The 16,572-nt window shown below is 72.4% G+C and carries 13 protein-coding genes and 1 pseudogene; 4 read left to right on the top strand and 10 right to left on the bottom strand.

Annotation, left to right across the window (positions count from 1 at the left end):
• Positions 1 to 202: 202 nt before the first annotated feature.
• Positions 203 to 946: an IPT/TIG domain-containing protein gene (locus ACFY30_RS08920; RefSeq protein ID WP_390844466.1), complete on the bottom strand. Its 744-nt coding sequence runs from the start codon at positions 944 to 946 to the stop codon at positions 203 to 205.
• Between the two features lie 631 nt (positions 947 to 1,577).
• Between ACFY30_RS08920 and ACFY30_RS08915 the strand changes: the two genes are divergently transcribed.
• Positions 1,578 to 2,186, top strand: coding sequence for a DJ-1/PfpI family protein (locus ACFY30_RS08915; protein WP_390844465.1), 609 nt, complete (start codon positions 1,578 to 1,580; stop codon positions 2,184 to 2,186).
• A 203-nt stretch (positions 2,187 to 2,389) separates the two neighbouring features.
• Here ACFY30_RS08915 and ACFY30_RS08910 read toward each other — a convergent pair.
• Positions 2,390 to 2,476, bottom strand: a pseudogene (locus tag ACFY30_RS08910) (endonuclease); the annotation flags it as partial.
• Between the two features lie 105 nt (positions 2,477 to 2,581).
• A complete protein-coding gene (locus ACFY30_RS08905; protein WP_390844464.1) occupies positions 2,582 to 3,250 on the bottom strand; it encodes a hypothetical protein in 669 nt (222 codons plus the stop codon).
• A gap of 154 nt (positions 3,251 to 3,404) precedes the next feature.
• On the opposite strand from ACFY30_RS08905, the gene ACFY30_RS08900 reads away from it, so the two are divergent.
• Entirely contained in the window at positions 3,405 to 3,812 is a 408-nt protein-coding gene (locus ACFY30_RS08900) for a nitroreductase family deazaflavin-dependent oxidoreductase (protein WP_390844463.1), read from the top strand.
• Between the two features lie 66 nt (positions 3,813 to 3,878).
• Here ACFY30_RS08900 and ACFY30_RS08895 read toward each other — a convergent pair whose 3' ends face one another.
• From ACFY30_RS08895 to ACFY30_RS08870, 6 genes are all read right to left on the bottom strand, one after another.
• Positions 3,879 to 5,342, bottom strand: a complete 1,464-nt coding sequence (locus ACFY30_RS08895; protein WP_390844462.1) for an aldehyde dehydrogenase family protein — start codon at positions 5,340 to 5,342, stop codon at positions 3,879 to 3,881.
• Positions 5,339 to 7,069 (bottom strand): amidohydrolase family protein, encoded by a 1,731-nt coding sequence (locus ACFY30_RS08890; RefSeq protein ID WP_390844461.1) that lies wholly within the window; start codon positions 7,067 to 7,069, stop codon positions 5,339 to 5,341. The genes ACFY30_RS08895 and ACFY30_RS08890 overlap by 4 nt, the downstream gene beginning before the upstream one ends.
• An 18-nt stretch (positions 7,070 to 7,087) precedes the next feature.
• Positions 7,088 to 8,206, bottom strand: coding sequence for an LLM class flavin-dependent oxidoreductase (locus tag ACFY30_RS08885; RefSeq protein WP_390844460.1), 1,119 nt, complete (start codon positions 8,204 to 8,206; stop codon positions 7,088 to 7,090).
• Between the two features lie 121 nt (positions 8,207 to 8,327).
• Entirely contained in the window at positions 8,328 to 9,098 is a 771-nt protein-coding gene (locus tag ACFY30_RS08880) for an SDR family NAD(P)-dependent oxidoreductase (RefSeq protein WP_390844459.1), read from the bottom strand.
• 21 nt (positions 9,099 to 9,119) lie between these two features.
• Positions 9,120 to 10,031: an LLM class F420-dependent oxidoreductase gene (locus ACFY30_RS08875; protein ID WP_390844458.1), complete on the bottom strand. Its 912-nt coding sequence runs from the start codon at positions 10,029 to 10,031 to the stop codon at positions 9,120 to 9,122.
• A complete protein-coding gene (locus tag ACFY30_RS08870) occupies positions 10,028 to 11,269 on the bottom strand; it encodes an amidohydrolase family protein (protein WP_390844457.1) in 1,242 nt (413 codons plus the stop codon). The genes ACFY30_RS08875 and ACFY30_RS08870 overlap by 4 nt, the downstream gene beginning before the upstream one ends.
• Positions 11,270 to 11,451: 182 nt before the next feature.
• On the opposite strand from ACFY30_RS08870, the gene ACFY30_RS08865 reads away from it, so the two are divergent.
• A complete protein-coding gene (locus tag ACFY30_RS08865) occupies positions 11,452 to 14,427 on the top strand; it encodes a BTAD domain-containing putative transcriptional regulator (protein ID WP_390844456.1) in 2,976 nt (991 codons plus the stop codon).
• A gap of 207 nt (positions 14,428 to 14,634) precedes the next feature.
• Entirely contained in the window at positions 14,635 to 14,826 is a 192-nt protein-coding gene (locus ACFY30_RS08860) for a hypothetical protein (RefSeq protein ID WP_390844455.1), read from the top strand.
• Positions 14,827 to 14,911: 85 nt separating this feature from the next.
• On the opposite strand, the gene ACFY30_RS08855 is transcribed toward ACFY30_RS08860, so the two are convergent.
• Positions 14,912 to 16,501 carry a FadD3 family acyl-CoA ligase gene (locus ACFY30_RS08855; protein WP_390844454.1) on the bottom strand — a complete coding sequence of 530 codons (1,590 nt, stop codon included), beginning with the start codon at positions 16,499 to 16,501 and terminating at the stop codon, positions 14,912 to 14,914.
• Positions 16,502 to 16,572 lie beyond the last annotated feature (71 nt).

The raw sequence follows: 16,572 nt of genomic DNA, 5'->3' as shown, positions 1-16,572 counted from the left end.
CGTTGGGTGTCGGGCGGGCCGGGAAGGCCGAAGAGCGCGCTGATCGGGTGGTCGTCCTCGGCCGCTGCCTGCCGGCCGCGGGCGGAGGGCCCCCGGCCCGGGGGGGCCTGGGCCGGGGGCTGGAGACGGACGGGCCCCGCGAGAGTCACCGCGTCCGCTCCGGACGGGCCGGCCCCTGGGAGAGCCGGCCGCTGAGGGGTGGTCAGACGCCGGGGCCGGCGACGTAGGTGAACGCGTCCGTGAGCGTCGCGCTGCCCGCGTCGTTGGTCAGGACCACGTCGACGGTGCCCGCGGCGCCGGCCGGCGTGGCGGCCGACACCTGGGTGTCGGAGAGCACGGTGAACGGCGCCGGAGCGCCGTCGAAGGTGACCTGATTGGTGCTGGTGAAGCCCGTGCCGGTCACGGTCACCAAGGTGCCTCCGGAGGTCGGCCCCTCGGTCGGGGCGATCGCCGTCAGCGTCGGAGCGGCGACGTAGGTGTACGAGAGCCCGTTGTTGGTACCGCCGGCCGTGGTGACGCTGACGCCGACCGAGCCGGCCGCGCCGGCCGGTGCGACGGCCGTGATCACACTGTCCGACACCACCGTGGGCGTCACGCTGTTGGCGCCGAAGGCGACGCTGGTGGCGGTGGAGAGTCCGGTGCCGGTGAGGGTGATGGTCTCGCCGCCCGCGGTCGACCCGGTGGTCGGGCTGAGGGCCTGCTTGAACGGCGCCCCGACGTAGTAGAACGGGATCGGGTTGCTCGTCCCTCCCGCGGTGGTCACGGTGACCCCGACCGCTCCGGTGCCGGAGGGGGAGACCGCGGTGACCTGGGTGGGCGAGACGTTGACGACGTTGGTCGCGAGCCGCGTGCCGAAGCGCACCGCGGTGGTGCCGGTGAGGTTCGTGCCGGTGATGGTGACGGTCGTGCCGCCGCCGCTCGATCCTTGGTTCGGGCTGATGGGCATGAGGGTTCCTCCTCGCTCGCAATGCAGTACATTGCCGAGCAGTGATGGGGCGTTCGGTCCGCGTACGTCCCCGGTGAGGGCGAGCCTGCTCTCGTGCCACTGGCCAGGTGGTGTCTCGACGGCCCTGCGCCGATGCCCGGCCGACGGTCTGCAGCCGTCGGCCTCGTGCGCGGGGCCTGTCGGGGATCACGATCCGTCAGGCGTCAACTGCCGCCCGACCAGAGGCTTGCCCATGTGTCTGTTTGCGGACTCGAATGCCGCTGATGCGGACACAGAAATGAACCCATCGGAGTGATGGGCCGACAAGGCTCGCCAGCACAGAATCAGCCGTTCAGGTGAGCGCCACGGTGTGAAAAAACGGCACAGTGGCGGCGTACTGATGAAAATCGGTTCGTAGGACAACTCGGTCCGGCTTCGGATGGGTTGCGAAGACGACACCACGGCCCGGCACGGAACGGACTCGGGTCAGCTTGCGCGATCGCTGGATGCGCAGCTGCGAACGCGTCCCTCATTCGGGTGACATATGCTCTCTACCCTTGCCGCTCCCCGTGACGAGTGGGCTACTCCATAAGGAGGGCCGCCACGGCGTGCCACGGAGGCCGGGGAGCCCGCCGCGCCGGGAGGAGTCGTGATGCAGGCAGCCGTGATCACCTTCGACGGGTTCAACGAGCTCGACAGCTTCATCGCGTCCGCGCTGATCAACCGGTGCCGCAAGGACGGCCTGGAAGCCTTCGTCACCACGCCGACGCCGGTGGTCACCTCGATGAACGGCGTCCGGGTGACCGGGCAGCGGCCGTTGGAGTTCGTGACCGAGGCGGACGTCGTGCTGATCGGCAGCGGGGTGAGCACACGGGACGTCGTCGCCGACGACCGGCTGATCTCCAGGCTGACGCTCGACGCCTCGCGCCAGCTGATCGGCGCGCAGTGCTCCGGCGCACTGGTGCTCGCCCGGCTCGGGCTCCTGGACGGCATGCCCGCCTGTACGGACCGCAAGAGCCGTCCCTTCGTCGAAGCCCTCGGCATCCCGGTCCTGGACGCGCCGTTCCACGCCGAGGGGAACATCGCCACGGCCGGCGGCTGTCTGTCGTCCCAGTACCTCGCCACCTGGGTCATCACCCGGACCCTGGGGGAGGACGCCGCCCGCGGCGTCCTCGACTACGTGGCCCCGGTAGGCGAGAACACGCAGACGGTCGACCGCGCCCTGCGCGCCGTCGGCACGGGCGAGGCCGCACTGCGCTGACGGCCGTCCGTCGCGAGCAGCGGTCACGGGTCCGGCTCACCCGGCACCGCGAGGGCCACTCCCACCCGGCCGACCCACCCGGCACCGCGAGGGCCACTCCCCACCCGGCCGACCCACCCGGCACCGCGAGGGCCACTCCCACCCGGCCGACCCACCCGGCACCGCGAGGGCCACTCCCCCTCCGACGAGCCTTCCGCCGCCCCCTCCGCCCCCTCCGCCAGGTCGGCGACGACCGCCGCGTGGTCCGAGGGCCGGACCCCGTCCACCGGGCCGTCCCCCGCTCGCCGTACGTGGTTCCAGGTCACGACTCGCATCCGCAGCACCCGCTCTCCTCCGCGCCGGCCACCATTCAAGCAACAGTCCCGGCCCGCCGTCCGCGGGAGTGGCGCGAGGACTCAGTACCGCTGGGCCTTGGCGATCTCGGCGGTGAGCGGGGGCTCGGGGGGTTTGCGGCTGATGGCGAGGGGGTGGGCCCGGCCGCCCGGCGCGAGGTCCTCGGCGCCGACGAACCGGGTCTCCACGACCGTGCCGTCAGAGTCTCGGAAGTCGACCTGGACCGCGAAGGACGCGGTGCCGTCCGTGCGGTTGGTGATGTTCACGACGACGGCGAGCAGACCGCCCGTCTCGGATCTCGGCTTCCCGGTGAGCGAGACGGCGGAGACCGCGTTGCCCCGGCCGTCGACGTCCTGGAGCTGCTTCTCGGCGGCCGCGTTGGCGCGCGCGACCTCCGCCGACACGGAGGCCTCGAACTCCGAGGCCCGGGCGGAGGCGGAGGAGGCCGCGGCCGAGGCCGAGGCACGGACGGACGCCTCGACGGACTCGGCGAGCGAGGCGAGCGCGGAGGGCGGCGTGCCGGAGAAGGACGCGGTGCCGGCGGCCGTGGGGGTGGGGCTGAACGAGGAGCCTCCGTTGTCGTCGCCGTCCCCGCCGCAGGCGACGAGGGACGCCGTGCCGACAACGGCCAGAGCCAGTCCGGCGAGCGCGCCGACGGCCCGGGGCAGCGTCCCGGGCCGGGTCCGGTCCCGTCGCGGTGGTCTCCCGGTCTCCGACGTCTCGGCGCTCATGAGCGGGGTCCTTTCGGGAGGATTCACACCTTTCAGCCCGGTCCATCCTGCCCGGGGCGGGAGGAAGGGGCCACTGCGGCGATCACCGGCGACTCCACCGGTGGCAAGGTGGGGCAGGTCCCTGGCCGTCTCCCGCCGGAAGGCACAACGGATCATGTCCGACTCCACCGGGCCCCGCCCCGACCTCCGCTTCCGCGCGACCACCGCCTTCCAGCGGTACGTCGCCAACCCGCTCATGCGCCGCCTGCCCTTCCACACTCTCCTGGAGACCACCGGCCGGGTCTCCGGCGAGCCCCGGCGCACCCCGCTGGGCGGCCGCCGGATCGGGGACACGTTCTGGCTGGTCTCGGAGTTCGGGGAGCGGTCCCAGTACGTCCGCAACATCAAGGCCGATCCCCGGGTGCGGGTGCGCATCGGGGGACGGTGGCACCACGGCACCGCCCACCTGCTGCCCGACGACGACCCCGTCGCCCGTCTGCGCAGTCTGCCCCGGGCCAACAGCGCGGCCGTACGGGCCCTGGGGACGGGGCTGCTGACGATACGGGTGGATCTCACGGACTGACGCCGGCGCCGGCGACCGCGTCAGGGAAGCGGTGGACGCCGGACGGCGCACGTGTTCCGGGGCACCTCACCCGGGCCAGACGATCGCCTGCACCTCGCTGTAGGCGTGGAGCGCGTAGGAACCGACGTCCCGCCCCACCCCGCTCTTCTTGAAGCCGCCGAACGGCGCCTCCATGTTGCGGCCGACGGTGTTGATCCCGACGCCGCCGGCCCGCAGCCGCCGCGCCACCCGGAAGGCCCGGGCGACATCGCCCGACCAGACGTAGTCGATCAGTCCGTAGTCGCTGTCGTTGGCGAGGGCCACCCCCTCGTCCTCCTCGTCGAAGGGGATGACGACGACCACCGGTCCGAAGATCTCCTCCCGGGCCACCCGCATGTCGTTCGTACAGTCCGCCAGCACGGTCGGACCGACGTAGAAACCCCGCTCGGGAAGCCGCCGTTCCTCGGGCGCGAGGACCACCGCCCCTTCCTTGCGCCCGAGTTCGATGTACGACTCCACCCGGTCCCGGTGCGCGGCGGAGATCACCGGCCCGACCACCGTGTCCCGTTCCCGCGGGTCGCCCACCTTCAACCGGCCCGCGTAGCCGGCCAGTTCCCCGACCAGCCGGTCGTACACCCGGCGTTGCGCCAGCACCCGCGTCGGGGCCGTGCAGATCTGCCCGCTGTAGAAGGAGAAGGTGGTCCCGATCCCGGCCACCGCCGACGCGAGGTCGGCGTCGTCGAAGACGACCGCCGCGCCCTTGCCGCCCAGCTCCATCAGCTGGCGTTTCATCGCCCGCCCGCACACCTCGGCGATCCGCTGCCCGACCGCCGTGGAGCCGGTGAAGCTCACCATGTCCACGTCCGGCGACCCCACGACGGTCTCGCCGACGGCGACCGCCTGCCCGCAGACGACGTTCACCACCCCGGGCGGCGCCCCCGCCTCCTCCAGCGCCTCCGCCATCCGGTAGACGGACAGGGGATCCTGCGGGGCCGGTTTCACGACCACCGTGTTGCCCATGGCGAGCGCGGGGGCGATCTTGCCCGCCGGATTCGCCCAGGGGTTGTTGTACGAGGTGATGCAGGCGACGACCCCGACCGGCTGCCGGACGGCGAGCGCGCCCATCACGCCGGCCTTCCCCATCGGCCCCGCCTCGTTGATCTGCGGCGGGATCGCCCACTCGGCCGGTTCCACGCGGGCGTAGCGGCGGAAGCGGGCCGCGCCCACCCCGACCTGCATCCCGCGGGCCGTCCCGGTCGTGGCGCCGGTCTCCGCCCGGGCCAGGGAGGCGTACGGCTCCAGACGGCTCCGGATGATGTCGGCGGCCCTGCCCAGAACCGCCGCCCGCTCCTCCGGCGCCGTACGGGACCACGGACCGAAGGCCTCCCGGGCCGCCGCGCAGGCAGCAAGGGCCTGCTCCCGGGAGGCCTCCGGCGCCCGGCCGACGGTCTCCTCGGTCGCCGGGTCGGTCACCTCGTAGTGACCGCCCTCCGGCTCGGTCCACGCCCCGCCGACGAACAGCCGCTGCCCCTCGCCCCCCTGACCGCTCACCGCGTGCCCACCGTCTCGGTGTCCCGCCCCGACCGCAGCACCCGGCCCGGCACGGCACCGGTCACCACGTCGTCCCGGATGGCCGCGACCCCGTTGACCCAGACCGCCCGCACACCCACCGCCCTGGAGTCCAGCCGCGGGCTGTCTCCCGGCAGGTCGTGCACCAGGGTGGCCTTGCCCGCGTCGATGCGCTCCGGGTCGAACAGGACGAGGTCCGCATGCCAGCCCTCCCGGACCCGGCCCCGTTCCCGCAGCCCGAACAGCCGCGCCGGGTCGTCGGTCAGCATCTTCACCGCCTGTTCCAGACCCACCAGCTTCCGCCCGCGCAGACAGTCGCCCAGGAAGCGCGTGGTGTACGGGGCTCCGCACATGCGGTCCAGGTGCGCGCCGGCGTCGGAGCCGCCGAGCAGGACGTCCTCGTGCTGCCAGGTCTCGGCGCGCAGCGCCCAGGAGGCGGGGTCGTTGTCGGTGGGCATGGGCCACAGCACCGTCCGCAGCTCGTCGGCCGCGCAGATCTCCACCAGGGTGGTGAAGGGGTCCTGGCCGCGCTCCCGGGCGATGTCCCGGACGACCCGCCCGGTGAGTCCCTCGTTCGCCGCGCTGTACGTGTCGCCGATGACGTACCGCCCGAAGTTCACGAGCCGCCGGAAGACGCCCGCCTCCTTCGACTCGGCCCGCCGCAGCATCTCGGCCCGGACGGCCGGGTCCCGCAGCCTCGCGATGCGCTCGGGCACGGGCAGACCGAGGACCGGTCCCCAGCCGGGGATCAGGTTGAGGGCGCAGAAGGTCCCCAGTGACATGTTCATCGGCGTGAGGATGGGCATGGTGAGGGCGACCACCCGGCCGCCGGCCTTGCGGGCCCGCTCGCTCGCCACCAGCTGCCGGGGCACCCGCTCGGGCACGGCCGCGTCGATCGTCAGGACGTTCCAGTTCAGGGGCCGTCCCGCGGCCGCGCTCAGCTCCACGAACAGGTCGATCTCGGCGTCGCTGAACTGGTCCAGGCAGCCCGCCACGATCGCCTCGATCTGCGTCCCCTCGTGTTCCCCGACGGCCCGCGCCAGGGCGAGCAGCTCCTCGGGCCCGGCGTGCCGCGAGGCCACCGGCTGTCCGTCCCCGTCGGAGTGCGTGGACGACTGGGTGGTGGAGAAACCCCAGGCACCGGCGTCCATGGCCTCGTGCAGCAGCCGTACGATCGCGTCGAGCTGCTCCCGGCCCGGCTGTCCGCCCACCGCGTCCGGTCCCATCGCGTACCGCCGCAGCGCGCAGTGCCCCACCATGAAGCCCGCGTTGACGGCGATCCGCCCTTCGAGGGCGTCCAGGTACTCGCCGAAGGAACTCCAGTTCCAGGGCGCCCCCTCCTCCAGCGCGACCAGCGACATCCCCTCGACCTTGGACATCATGCGCCGGGTGTAGTCGGCGTCCTCGGGGCGGGCGGGGTGGAGCGGCGCGAGGGTGAACCCGCAGTTCCCGGCCGCGACCGTGGTCACCCCGTGGTTCAGGGACGGGGTGGCGTACGGGTCCCAGAACAGCTGGGCGTCGTAGTGGGTGTGCGGGTCGACGAACCCGGGGGCGAGGACCAGCCCGTGCGCGTCCTCGGAGGTCCGTGCCTCCTCGGTGACCGACCCGATGACGGCGACACGGCCGTCCCGTATGCCGACGTCGGCGGTGAAACCCGGCGCACCGGTCCCGTCGACGACGGTCGCGCCCCTGATGACGTGGTCGAGCATGGGCCTGCCTCCCGGACCTCAGGCCGCCTGCCGGAACCGCGTGGTCCGGTGGACGGGATCCGTGTCGATCTTCGGGATCACGTGCTCCCCGATCAGCCGGATCGTCTGCAGCGTCTCCTCCTTCGGCACCCCCACCGGCAGCCCGAAGGACAGCTGATCCGCACCGGCCTGTTCCCACCGCTTGCACTGCCGCAGCACCTCGTCCGGATCCCCGCAGATCAGCAGTTCCTCCTCCACGAGGAGTTCGACGAACTCGGGCGTGTACTCCGGCAGCGTCTCCGGCCACACCGGGAACCCCTCGGGCCGCGGGAAGGTGTCGTGGTACCGGAACACCAGCGAGGGCAGGTAGTGCAGCCCGCCGTTGACGGCGATGCGGATCGCCTCGTCGTGCGTCGGCGCGCAGATCGCGGTCGTCGTCACCATCACGTTGTCGTTGACGAAGTCCCCGACGGGTTCGGCGTCGACGATCGCCGTCTTGTACTTCTCCAGCACCCACTCCATGTCGGAGACCTTCTGGATGCTGAAGCCCAGCACGCCGAGGCCCTTCCTCGCCGCCATCTCGTACGACGGCGGCGACCCGGCCGCGTACCACATCGCCGGATGCGACTTCCCGTACGGCTTCGGCAGGACCTTGCGCGGCGGGAGCTGCCAGTGCTTGCCCTGGAAGCCGGCGTACTCGTCCTGGAGCCACATCTTGGGGAACTCGGCGATGGTCTCCTCCCAGATCTCCTTCGTGTGGTTCATGTCGGTGATGCCGGGGAGGAAGCCGAGGATCTCGTGCGAGCCGGCGCCGCGCCCGCTGCCGAACTCGAAGCGGTTCTCGCTGAGGTGGTCGAGCATGGCGACCTTCTCGGCGACCTTCACGGGGTGGTTGACCTGGGCGAGCGGGTTGAAGATCCCCGATCCCAGGTGGATCCGCTGCGTCGCGTGGGCGAGATAGGCGAGGAACACCTCGTTGGCGGAGAGGTGGGAGTACTCCTCCAGGAAGTGGTGCTCGGACGCCCAGGCGTACTTGAAGCCGGACCTGTCCGCCTGGATGACGTACTCGGTCTCCTCCATCAGCGCCTTGTGCTCGGCGAGGGGGTCGGTCTCGGCGCGCTTGCCCACGTATCCCTGTACAAAGAGCCCGAATTCCACGGAGGTTCACCGTCCCAGGTCCTGGATTGCGGTCCATTCGTTCACTGACGGTCCGTCAGATTCAGCGGACTGCCGCAGACTGTGGCACCGGCCGCACGGATGGTCAATAGCTGACGGTCCATCAGATGACCGAGACGCCGGCGAGCCACCCTCCGTCGATCACGAAGGGCTGTCCGGTGATGTAGGAGGAGTCCTCCGAGGTGAGGAACAGCGCCAGCCGGGCCACCTCCTCCGGGCGGCCGATCCGGCCCAGCGGCACCAGCTTGCGGTAGAGGGAGTCGAGGGCGCGGGTCGTCTCCTCGGGGTCGGCGTCCGGGTCCAGCCGGGCCGGGTTGGACATCGCGGTGTCGATGGCGCCGGGGCACACCGCGTTCACCCGGATCCGGCGGGGCGCCAGCTCCAGGGCGGCGACGCGGGTGAGGCCGAGTACGGCGTGCTTGGTCGCCGCGTAGGAGCCCACGGCCGCCATGCCGGTGAGCCCGGTGTAGGAGGCGGTGTTGACGATGGTGCCGCCGTCGGACAGCTCGGGCGCGACCGTCCGCACGCCCAGGAAGCAGCCGACCTGGTTGACCTGCACGACCTGCATGAACTCGTCGAGGGGGGTGTCGACGAGGGCGTTGAAGCGCAGGATCCCGGCGTTGTTCACCAGCCCGTCGAGATGGCCGTACGCCTGCTTGGCGGCCCGTACCGCGGCGGCCCACTCCTCCTCGCGGCCGACGTCGAGACGGACGTAGAGCGCGCCGATCTCCTCGGCGAGGGCCCGGCCCTGTTCGTCGAGCACGTCGGCCACGACGACCTCGGCGCCCTCCCGCCTGAACAGCCGCGCCTCCTGCTCTCCCTGCCCGCGCGCGGCACCGGTGACGAGGACGACGCGTCCGTCGAGCTTGCCCATGGGGTCTCCTTACGGGTCTTCTCAGAGGAGGGGGCCTACGTCGGATCCGAACCGCTCGATCTGGTCGACGAGTTCGGTGCGGCTGCGGCAGCGGAACCTGACCTGGATCTGGTGCACGCCCATCGCGCCGTAGGCGCGCAGGGACGCGGCGAGGGCCTCCGGGGGTCCGGTGAGGGTGCGGCGGCCGACGTCCCAGGCGGGCGTGCCGACGTGGAGGGGCTCGGTGATGGCGCCGACCGTGAACGGCGCGCCGTCGCCCCGGAGCCGTGCGATGGTCTCGATCTGCGCGGGCAGCCGGTCCCTCGGATCGCCCTGGGGGAGCCAGCCGTCGCCCTTGAGGGCGGCGCGGCGGACCGCCGCCGGGGAGGAGCCGCCGACCCAGAGGGGCACCCGGGGCTGGGCCGGCCGGGGCCGCTGCCCGAGCCCCTCGAAGTCGAACAGCTTGCCGTGATGCTCCGGGTACTCCTCCTCGCCCAGCGCGGCCCGCAGCGCGTCGATCGTCTCGTCCAGGACGGCGCCCCGCTGCTCGAAGCCGACCCCGAGCGCCTCGAACTCCTCCCGTACGTGCCCGGCGCCGACGCCGAGGACGAGCCGGCCGCCGCTGAGGTGGTCCAGGGTGGCGTACTGCTTGGCGGTGATCAGGGGGTGGCGCAGCCCGACGACGGCGACATGGGCGAGCAGCCGGACGCGTTCGGTCACGGCCGCGAGATGGGCGAGGGTGGCCACCGGGTCGTACCAGACCGTGCTCATGGTCCCGGCGAGCCGGCGCGGGATCGCCACGTGGTCGCAAGCGGCGACGTAGGCGAAGCCGGCCCGGTCGGCGGCGCGGGCGACCTCGACAAGGTCGGCGGGTCCGGCGCCGGCCTCCCAGGGTTCGGCGTAGAGCGCGGACTGGGACTGGACGGGGAGCTGGATGCCGTACGCGAGACTCACCGCGGACTCCACAGGCCGTCCGGTGTCAGCCCCAGCAGGTCGATGGCGTTGCCCCGGACGATCCGCTCGACCACGGCCGGGTCCAGATGACCCATCTGGGCCTCGCCGACCTCGCGGGACTTGGGCCAGGTGGAGTCGGAGTGGGGGTAGTCGGTCTCGTAGAGGACGTTGCCCACGCCGATCGAGTCCAGGCTGCGCAGGCCGAAGGCGTCGTCGAAGAAGCAGCCGTAGACGTGGTCGGCGAAGAGCTCGGACGGCGGCCGGTGGACCTTGTCGGCGACCCCGCCCCACCCCCGGTTCTCCTCCCACACCACGTCGGCGCGCTCCAGGATGTACGGGATCCAGCCGATCTGGCCCTCCGCGTACATCACCTTGAGGTGCGGGAAGCGTTCGAACTTGCCGCTCATCAGCCAGTCGACCATCGAGAAGCAGCAGTTGGCGAAGGTGATCGTCGAGCCGACGGCCGGCGGGGCGTCCGCCGACGTGGACGGCATACGGCTGCTGGAGCCGATGTGCATGGCGACGACGGTGCCGGTCTCGTCGCAGGCGGCGAGGAACGGGTCCCAGTAGTCGGTGTGGACCGAGGGCAGGCCGAGGTGCGGGGGTATCTCGGAGAAGGCGACGGCGCGGACGCCGCGTTCGGCGTTGCGGCGGACCTCGGCGGCGGCCAGGTCGGCGTCCCAGAGGGGGATGAGGGTGAGCGGGATCAGCCGGCCCCGTGCCTGCGGGCCGCACCACTCCTCCACCATCCAGTCGTTGTAGGCGCGCACGCAGAGCAGGCCCAGCTCGTGGTCGGCGGCCTCGGTGAAGGTCTGGCCGCAAAAGCGCGGGAAGGTGGGGAAGCACAGCGCCGACTGGACGTGGTTGACGTCCATGTCGGCGAGGCGGGAGGGGACGTCGTAGGAGCCGGGGCGCATCTGCTCGTAGGTGATGACCTCCAGCCTGATCTCGTCCCGGCTGCAGCCGACGGCGGTGTCGAGGCGGGTGAGGGGGCGCTTGAGGTCCTCGTAGACCCACCAGTCGCCGAGGGGGCCGTCCTCGCCCGGGGCCCCCATGACGGGCTTGAAGTGGCCGCCGAGGAAGGTCATCTCCTTCAGCGGGGCGCGGACGATGCGCGGGCCGGTGTCGAGGTGTTTCTTGGGCAGGCGGTCCTGCCAGACGGTGGGGGGCTCGACGGTGTGGTCGTCGACGGAGATGATCGGCGGAAGCGGTGCCGCGGGCGTCGGTGAGGTCTCCATGGGGGCACGGTAGCGCTGATCTGACGGGTCGTCAGCTAGTGCGCACGGGCCGGACTTGATCGACTCCGCGGGGATGTGTGCATACCGGATGTGAGGGATGTGTGCACTCCCGGGCAGGCTGACGGTCACGGCACGGACAGGGCAGACTGAGCGGGTCATTCGGATGCCTAAGGGGAGCCCTGATGGACGACCGTGGAGAACACGGCGGCCCGCGCGTGCCGGAGCAGAGGCGCCCCGGTTCCTCGGGGGAGCCGGCGGCGCTGCGCTTCGACGTGCTCGGCCCGGTGCGGGCCCGGCGCGGCGAGGAACAGCTGAACACCGGATCCCCCCAGCAACGCGCCCTGCTGGCCGCCCTGCTGCTGCGCGAGGGCCGCACGGCGACGGCCGGTGAGCTGATCGACGCGCTGTGGGGCGAGGAGCCTCCCTCGCAGGCGCTGGCGGCGGTGCGGACCTATGCCTCGCGGCTGCGGAAGGTGCTGGACCCGGGCGTACTGGTCAGCGAGTCCGGCGGGTACGCCGTACGGGGACTGCGCGAGGGCGCCCTGGATCTCACCGTGGCGCAGGAGTGGGCGGCGGAGGCGGAGAAGGCGCGCACCGCCGGGGACCTGACCCGGGCCCGCGAGGTGCTGAACCGCGCGCTGGGTCTGTGGGACGGGGAGGCGCTCGCGGGCGTGCCCGGGCCCTACGCGGAGACGCAGCGCGTCCGCCTGGAGGAGTGGCGGCTCGGACTGCTGGAGTCCCGGCTGGACATGGACCTGGAGCAGGGCTGCCACGCCGAGGCGGTCTCGGAACTGACGGCGCTGACGGCCGCGTACCCGCTGCGGGAGCGGCTGCGTGAACTGCTGATGCTGGCGCTGTACCGCAGCGGGCGGCAGGCCGAGGCGCTGGCCGTCTACGCGGACACGCGGCGGCTGCTGGCGGAGGAGCTGGGGGTGGACCCGCGGCCGGGGCTGCGGGAACTGCAGCGCCGTATCCTCCAGGCCGACCCGGAACTCGCCGAACCCTCCGCGCCGGCCGCGGAACCGGCGGTGGTGCGGGTGCGGCCCGCGCAACTCCCCGCGACGGTGCCGGACTTCACCGGGCGGGCGGCCTTCGTGAAGGAGCTCGGGGAGGTGCTGGCGGAAGCCGGAGGCGGCGGCGCCGGCGGGGTCATGGCGGTGTCGGCGCTCGCCGGGATCGGCGGCGTGGGCAAGACGACCCTCGCCGTGCACGTGGCGCACCAGGCCCGCCCGGCCTTCCCCGACGGGCAGTTGTACGTGGACCTGCAGGGAGCCGGGGCGAGGGCCGCGGAGCCGGAGACCGTCCTGGGCGCCTTCCTGCGCGCCCTCGGCACCGCCGAGTCGGCGATCCCGGACTCCCTGGAGGAACGGGCGGCGCTGTACCGCTCGGTCCTGGACGGACGGCGGGTCCTGGTCCTGCTGGACAACGCGCGGGACGCCGCCCAGGTGCGGCCGCTGCTGCCGGGCGCGGAGGGCTGCGCGGCGCTGGTCACCTCGCGGGTGCGGATGGTGGACCTGGCCGGGGCGCACCTGGTCGACCTGGACGTGATGTCGCCCGACGAGGCGCTCGCCCTGTTCACCCGGATCGTGGGCGAGGAGCGGGTGGCCTCGGAGCGGGAGGCCGCGCTGGACGTGGTGGCGGCGTGCGGCTTCCTGCCGCTGGCGATCCGCATCGCGGCGTCCCGGCTGGCGGCCCGCCGCACCTGGACGGTGTCCGTCCTGGCGGCGAAGCTCGCCGACGAGCGACGCCGGCTGGACGAGCTCCAGGCCGGCGACCTGGCGGTGAAGGCCACCTTCGAGCTGGGGTACGGCGCGCTGGAGCCGGCCCAGGCCCGCGCGTTCCGCCTCCTCGGCCTGGCGGACGGCCCGGACATCTCCCTGGCGGCGGCCGCGGCGGTCCTGGACCTGCCGCCGGAGGACACCGAGGACCTCCTGGAGTCCCTCGTCGACACGTCCCTGCTGGAGTCGGCGGCGCCGGGCCGCTACCGCTTCCACGACCTGGTCCGCCTCTACGCCCGCGCCTGCGCCGAACGCGACGAACAGCCCCCCGGCGAGCGGGAGGCGGCGATGTCCCGCCTGCTGGACTTCTATCTGGCTACGGCGGCGGGGGTGTACGCGCTGGAGCGGCCTGGGGACCGGCTGGTGGAGCACCTGGCGGCCACCGAGTACCCGGGGCTGGTCTTCGAGGACCGGCACCGGGCTCAGGACTGGTTGTACACAGAAGCCAACTGCCTCCTGGCCTGCGTACGTCAGTCCTCCACCGCCACGACGCTGAGGAGAGCGGTGGACCTCCTCTGGGCCAGCAAGGACCTCGCCGAATCCGGTGCCAACGCGCGTGAGTACGAGGTGGCGGCACTGAGCCTGCGGGAGGCGGCTCGAAACGCGGAGGACGTCCGTGCCGAGGGCCGCGCGCGCACCGCTCTGACCAACGCCCATCTCGTCGCGGGCCGTTTCAAGGAGGCGGACGACGAAGCCAGGCAGGCCATGGAACTGGCCGCACAGGCCGGCGATCCGCTGCCCAGTTGCTGGGCCCCGAACGATCGCGGAATCATCGCCCTCTACGAGAACCGGCACGCCGACGGCGAACGCTACCTCCTGCAGGCGATCGACAACTTCCGGTCCGACGGCAATGACGTCGGCGAAGCGAGTGCTCTCTGCAACCTTTCGCGGATCTACCTGGCAACCGGCCGCACGGCCGATGCCATCGATCTCGCCCAGCAGGGCATCGACATCTACGATCGCATGGGCCTGACGCTCCGACTGGCCAACGGCCGCTATGCGCTGGGCATGGCCTTGACGCAGGCCGGCCGTCTGTCCGAGGCTCTGGAGCAACTCAGCCAAGCGCTGGCGCTGTTCCATGACAACCGCCAGCCGCTCTGGGAAGGCGTCACCCACTTCCGTATCGCCGAGGCGCATCTGGCGGCGCGGCGTGCGACGCTCGCCGCGAGTCACGCCGAGCAGGCGATCGCCCTGCGGGGAATCGGCGGGGAGTGGCGTCGCGGAACGGTCCTGACCGTCCTGGGCCGGGCGCTGTCGGCGATGGGCCAGCAGGACAGGGCCAAGGCGTGCTGGCAGGAGGCCCTTTCCATCTACGACCGGCTGGGCTCGGCCGAGGCCGACGAAGTGCGTTCGCTGCTGGTGCCGGCGGCCGCGGTGTAGCGGCCCGTCGGGGCCGTTCATCATTCGTTTATCGCGGCTCGGCAGTCTTGGATCCATCGATCCGCCGCGTCGGGGGGCAGACGGATCGTCAGGGGGCCGCCCGTTAGGGTGAGCGGCCGAACATGGCCCGCCCGGCAGCACTCGGGGGAGTCGCCGGGCGGGCCGCTCCCATCCTTTCGAGCAGAGAAAACCGCCGGAGTTGAGATCATGAGCCAGACCGAGAAGAACGACGACGTCATCAAGCCGTTGGACAACCACGCCTCCGTCGTGGAGGAGGGTGTCCTGGCCACCGCCCTGAAGGACGAGACGGCCGAGGACGAGATAACGACCATGGACAACCACGCGTCGGGCGGCACGGCGAAGCTTCTGGACAACCACGCTTCGGACGAGACGGCCTGACGAGAGCCACCTTCACGGGGATCGGCCGCGGCGGCGCGGAGGGGGAGCCGTCGCGGCCGTGGCGTGTGGGGGGCCGGCCTTCGGGTCAGCCCCTTCCGCGCAGTTCCCCCTTCACCACCTTCCCGCTCGCGTTCCGCGGGAGTTCCGTGACGAAGGCCACCGATCTCGGGACCTTGTAGTTCGCCATCTCGCGTCGTGCCCAGGCGATCAGGTCGTCGCCGGTGAGGACGGCTCCGGGGCGCCGGACCACGTACGCCTTGCCCACCTCTCCCAGCCGCGCGTCCGGGACGCCGATGACGGCCACGTCGGTGACGTCCGGGTGGAGGCCCAGGAGTTGCTCTATCTCCGCCGGGTACGCGTTGAAGCCGCCGACGATGTACATGTCCTTCAGGCGGTCGGTGACGCGCAGGTTCCCCGCCGGGTCCAGGACGCCGATGTCGCCCGTGCGCAGCCAGCCGTCGGGGGTGAGGACCTCCGCCGTCGCCGCCTCGTCCTCGTAGTAGCCGCGCATGACGTTGAAGCCGCGGACCAGGATCTCGCCCGGCTGCCCGGGAGGCGCAGCCACCCGCACCTCGGTGCCGGGGATCGCGCGTCCCGAGGTGGAGGCGATGACCGTGGGGTCGTCGCCCCGGCGGCACATCGTGACGACACCGCTCGCCTCCGAGAGGCCGTACGCCGTCAGGACCGTCTCCACGCCCAGTTCGCCCCGCAGGCGTTCGACGAGCCGCAGCGGCACCACCGCCGCGCCCGTCACCACCAGCCGCAGGGCGGACAGGTCGTAGGCGGCCCGTGAGGCGTGGTCCAGCAGGGACTGGTGCAGCGTGGGCGGGCCCGGGAGCACCGACACCCGTTCCGACGCCACGTTCGCCAGGACCGTGTCCACGTTGAACACCGGCTGGGGGATCATCGTCGCGCCCCGCATCAGACAGGCGATCACGCCCGCCTTGTAGCCGAAGGTGTGGAAGAAGGGGTTGACGATCAGATAGCGGTCGCCCTCCCGCAGACCCGCCAGGTCCGACCACACCTCGTACGCCCGCAGCGTCTGCGCGTGCGTGATGACCGCGCCCTTGGGACGGCCGGTCGTGCCGGAGGTGAAGACGATGTCCGAGGGCCATTCCCCGCGGATCGCCGACGCCCGCTCCCGTACCTCCCGCGCCCCGGTCCCCTCGCCGCTCGCGAGGAAGTCCTTCCAGGTCCGGAAGTCCGCCGGGGCGTCGTCCGACAGGACCACGGCCTGCTCCAGCGCCGGCAGCCCCGGCAGCGGGCCCCGCCCGTGCGCGGGCCCCTCCGCGGCAGCCCGCCGCAGCGACGCCACGTACGACGTGCCCAGGAACGTCCCCGTCACGAACAGCAGCCGCGCCCCGCTGCGGCGCAGCACGTCCGCCGCCTCGGTGCCCTTGAAACGGGTGTTGAGCGGGACCAGGACGGCGCCCGCCGTCACCGCGCCCAGTGCGGCGACCATCCAGTCGAGGGAGTTCGGGGCCCAGACGGCCACCCGGTCGCCCGCCCGCACCCCGTTCGCCAGGCATGCCGCCGCGGCACGCTCCACCCGGGCGCCGAGTTCGCCGTACGAGACGCGCGTACGGCCCTCCACCACCGCCTCGGTGTCGGCGTACCGCTCGGCCGCCCGGCTCACCAGCCGGGGGATCGTCCCCCACTCCACGTCACCGCGCACGCCCGGCCTCCCCACTGGCTGACTACCCGTCAGATTAGCGGTAACCTGACGGCCTGTCAGCCGCGTTGTCC

Source organism: Streptomyces sp. NPDC000345, from assembly GCF_042898825.1.
In the GTDB taxonomy this organism is placed as follows: Bacteria; Actinomycetota; Actinomycetes; order Streptomycetales; family Streptomycetaceae; genus Streptomyces.
This window is presented reverse-complemented; position numbering and strand designations above follow the sequence as displayed.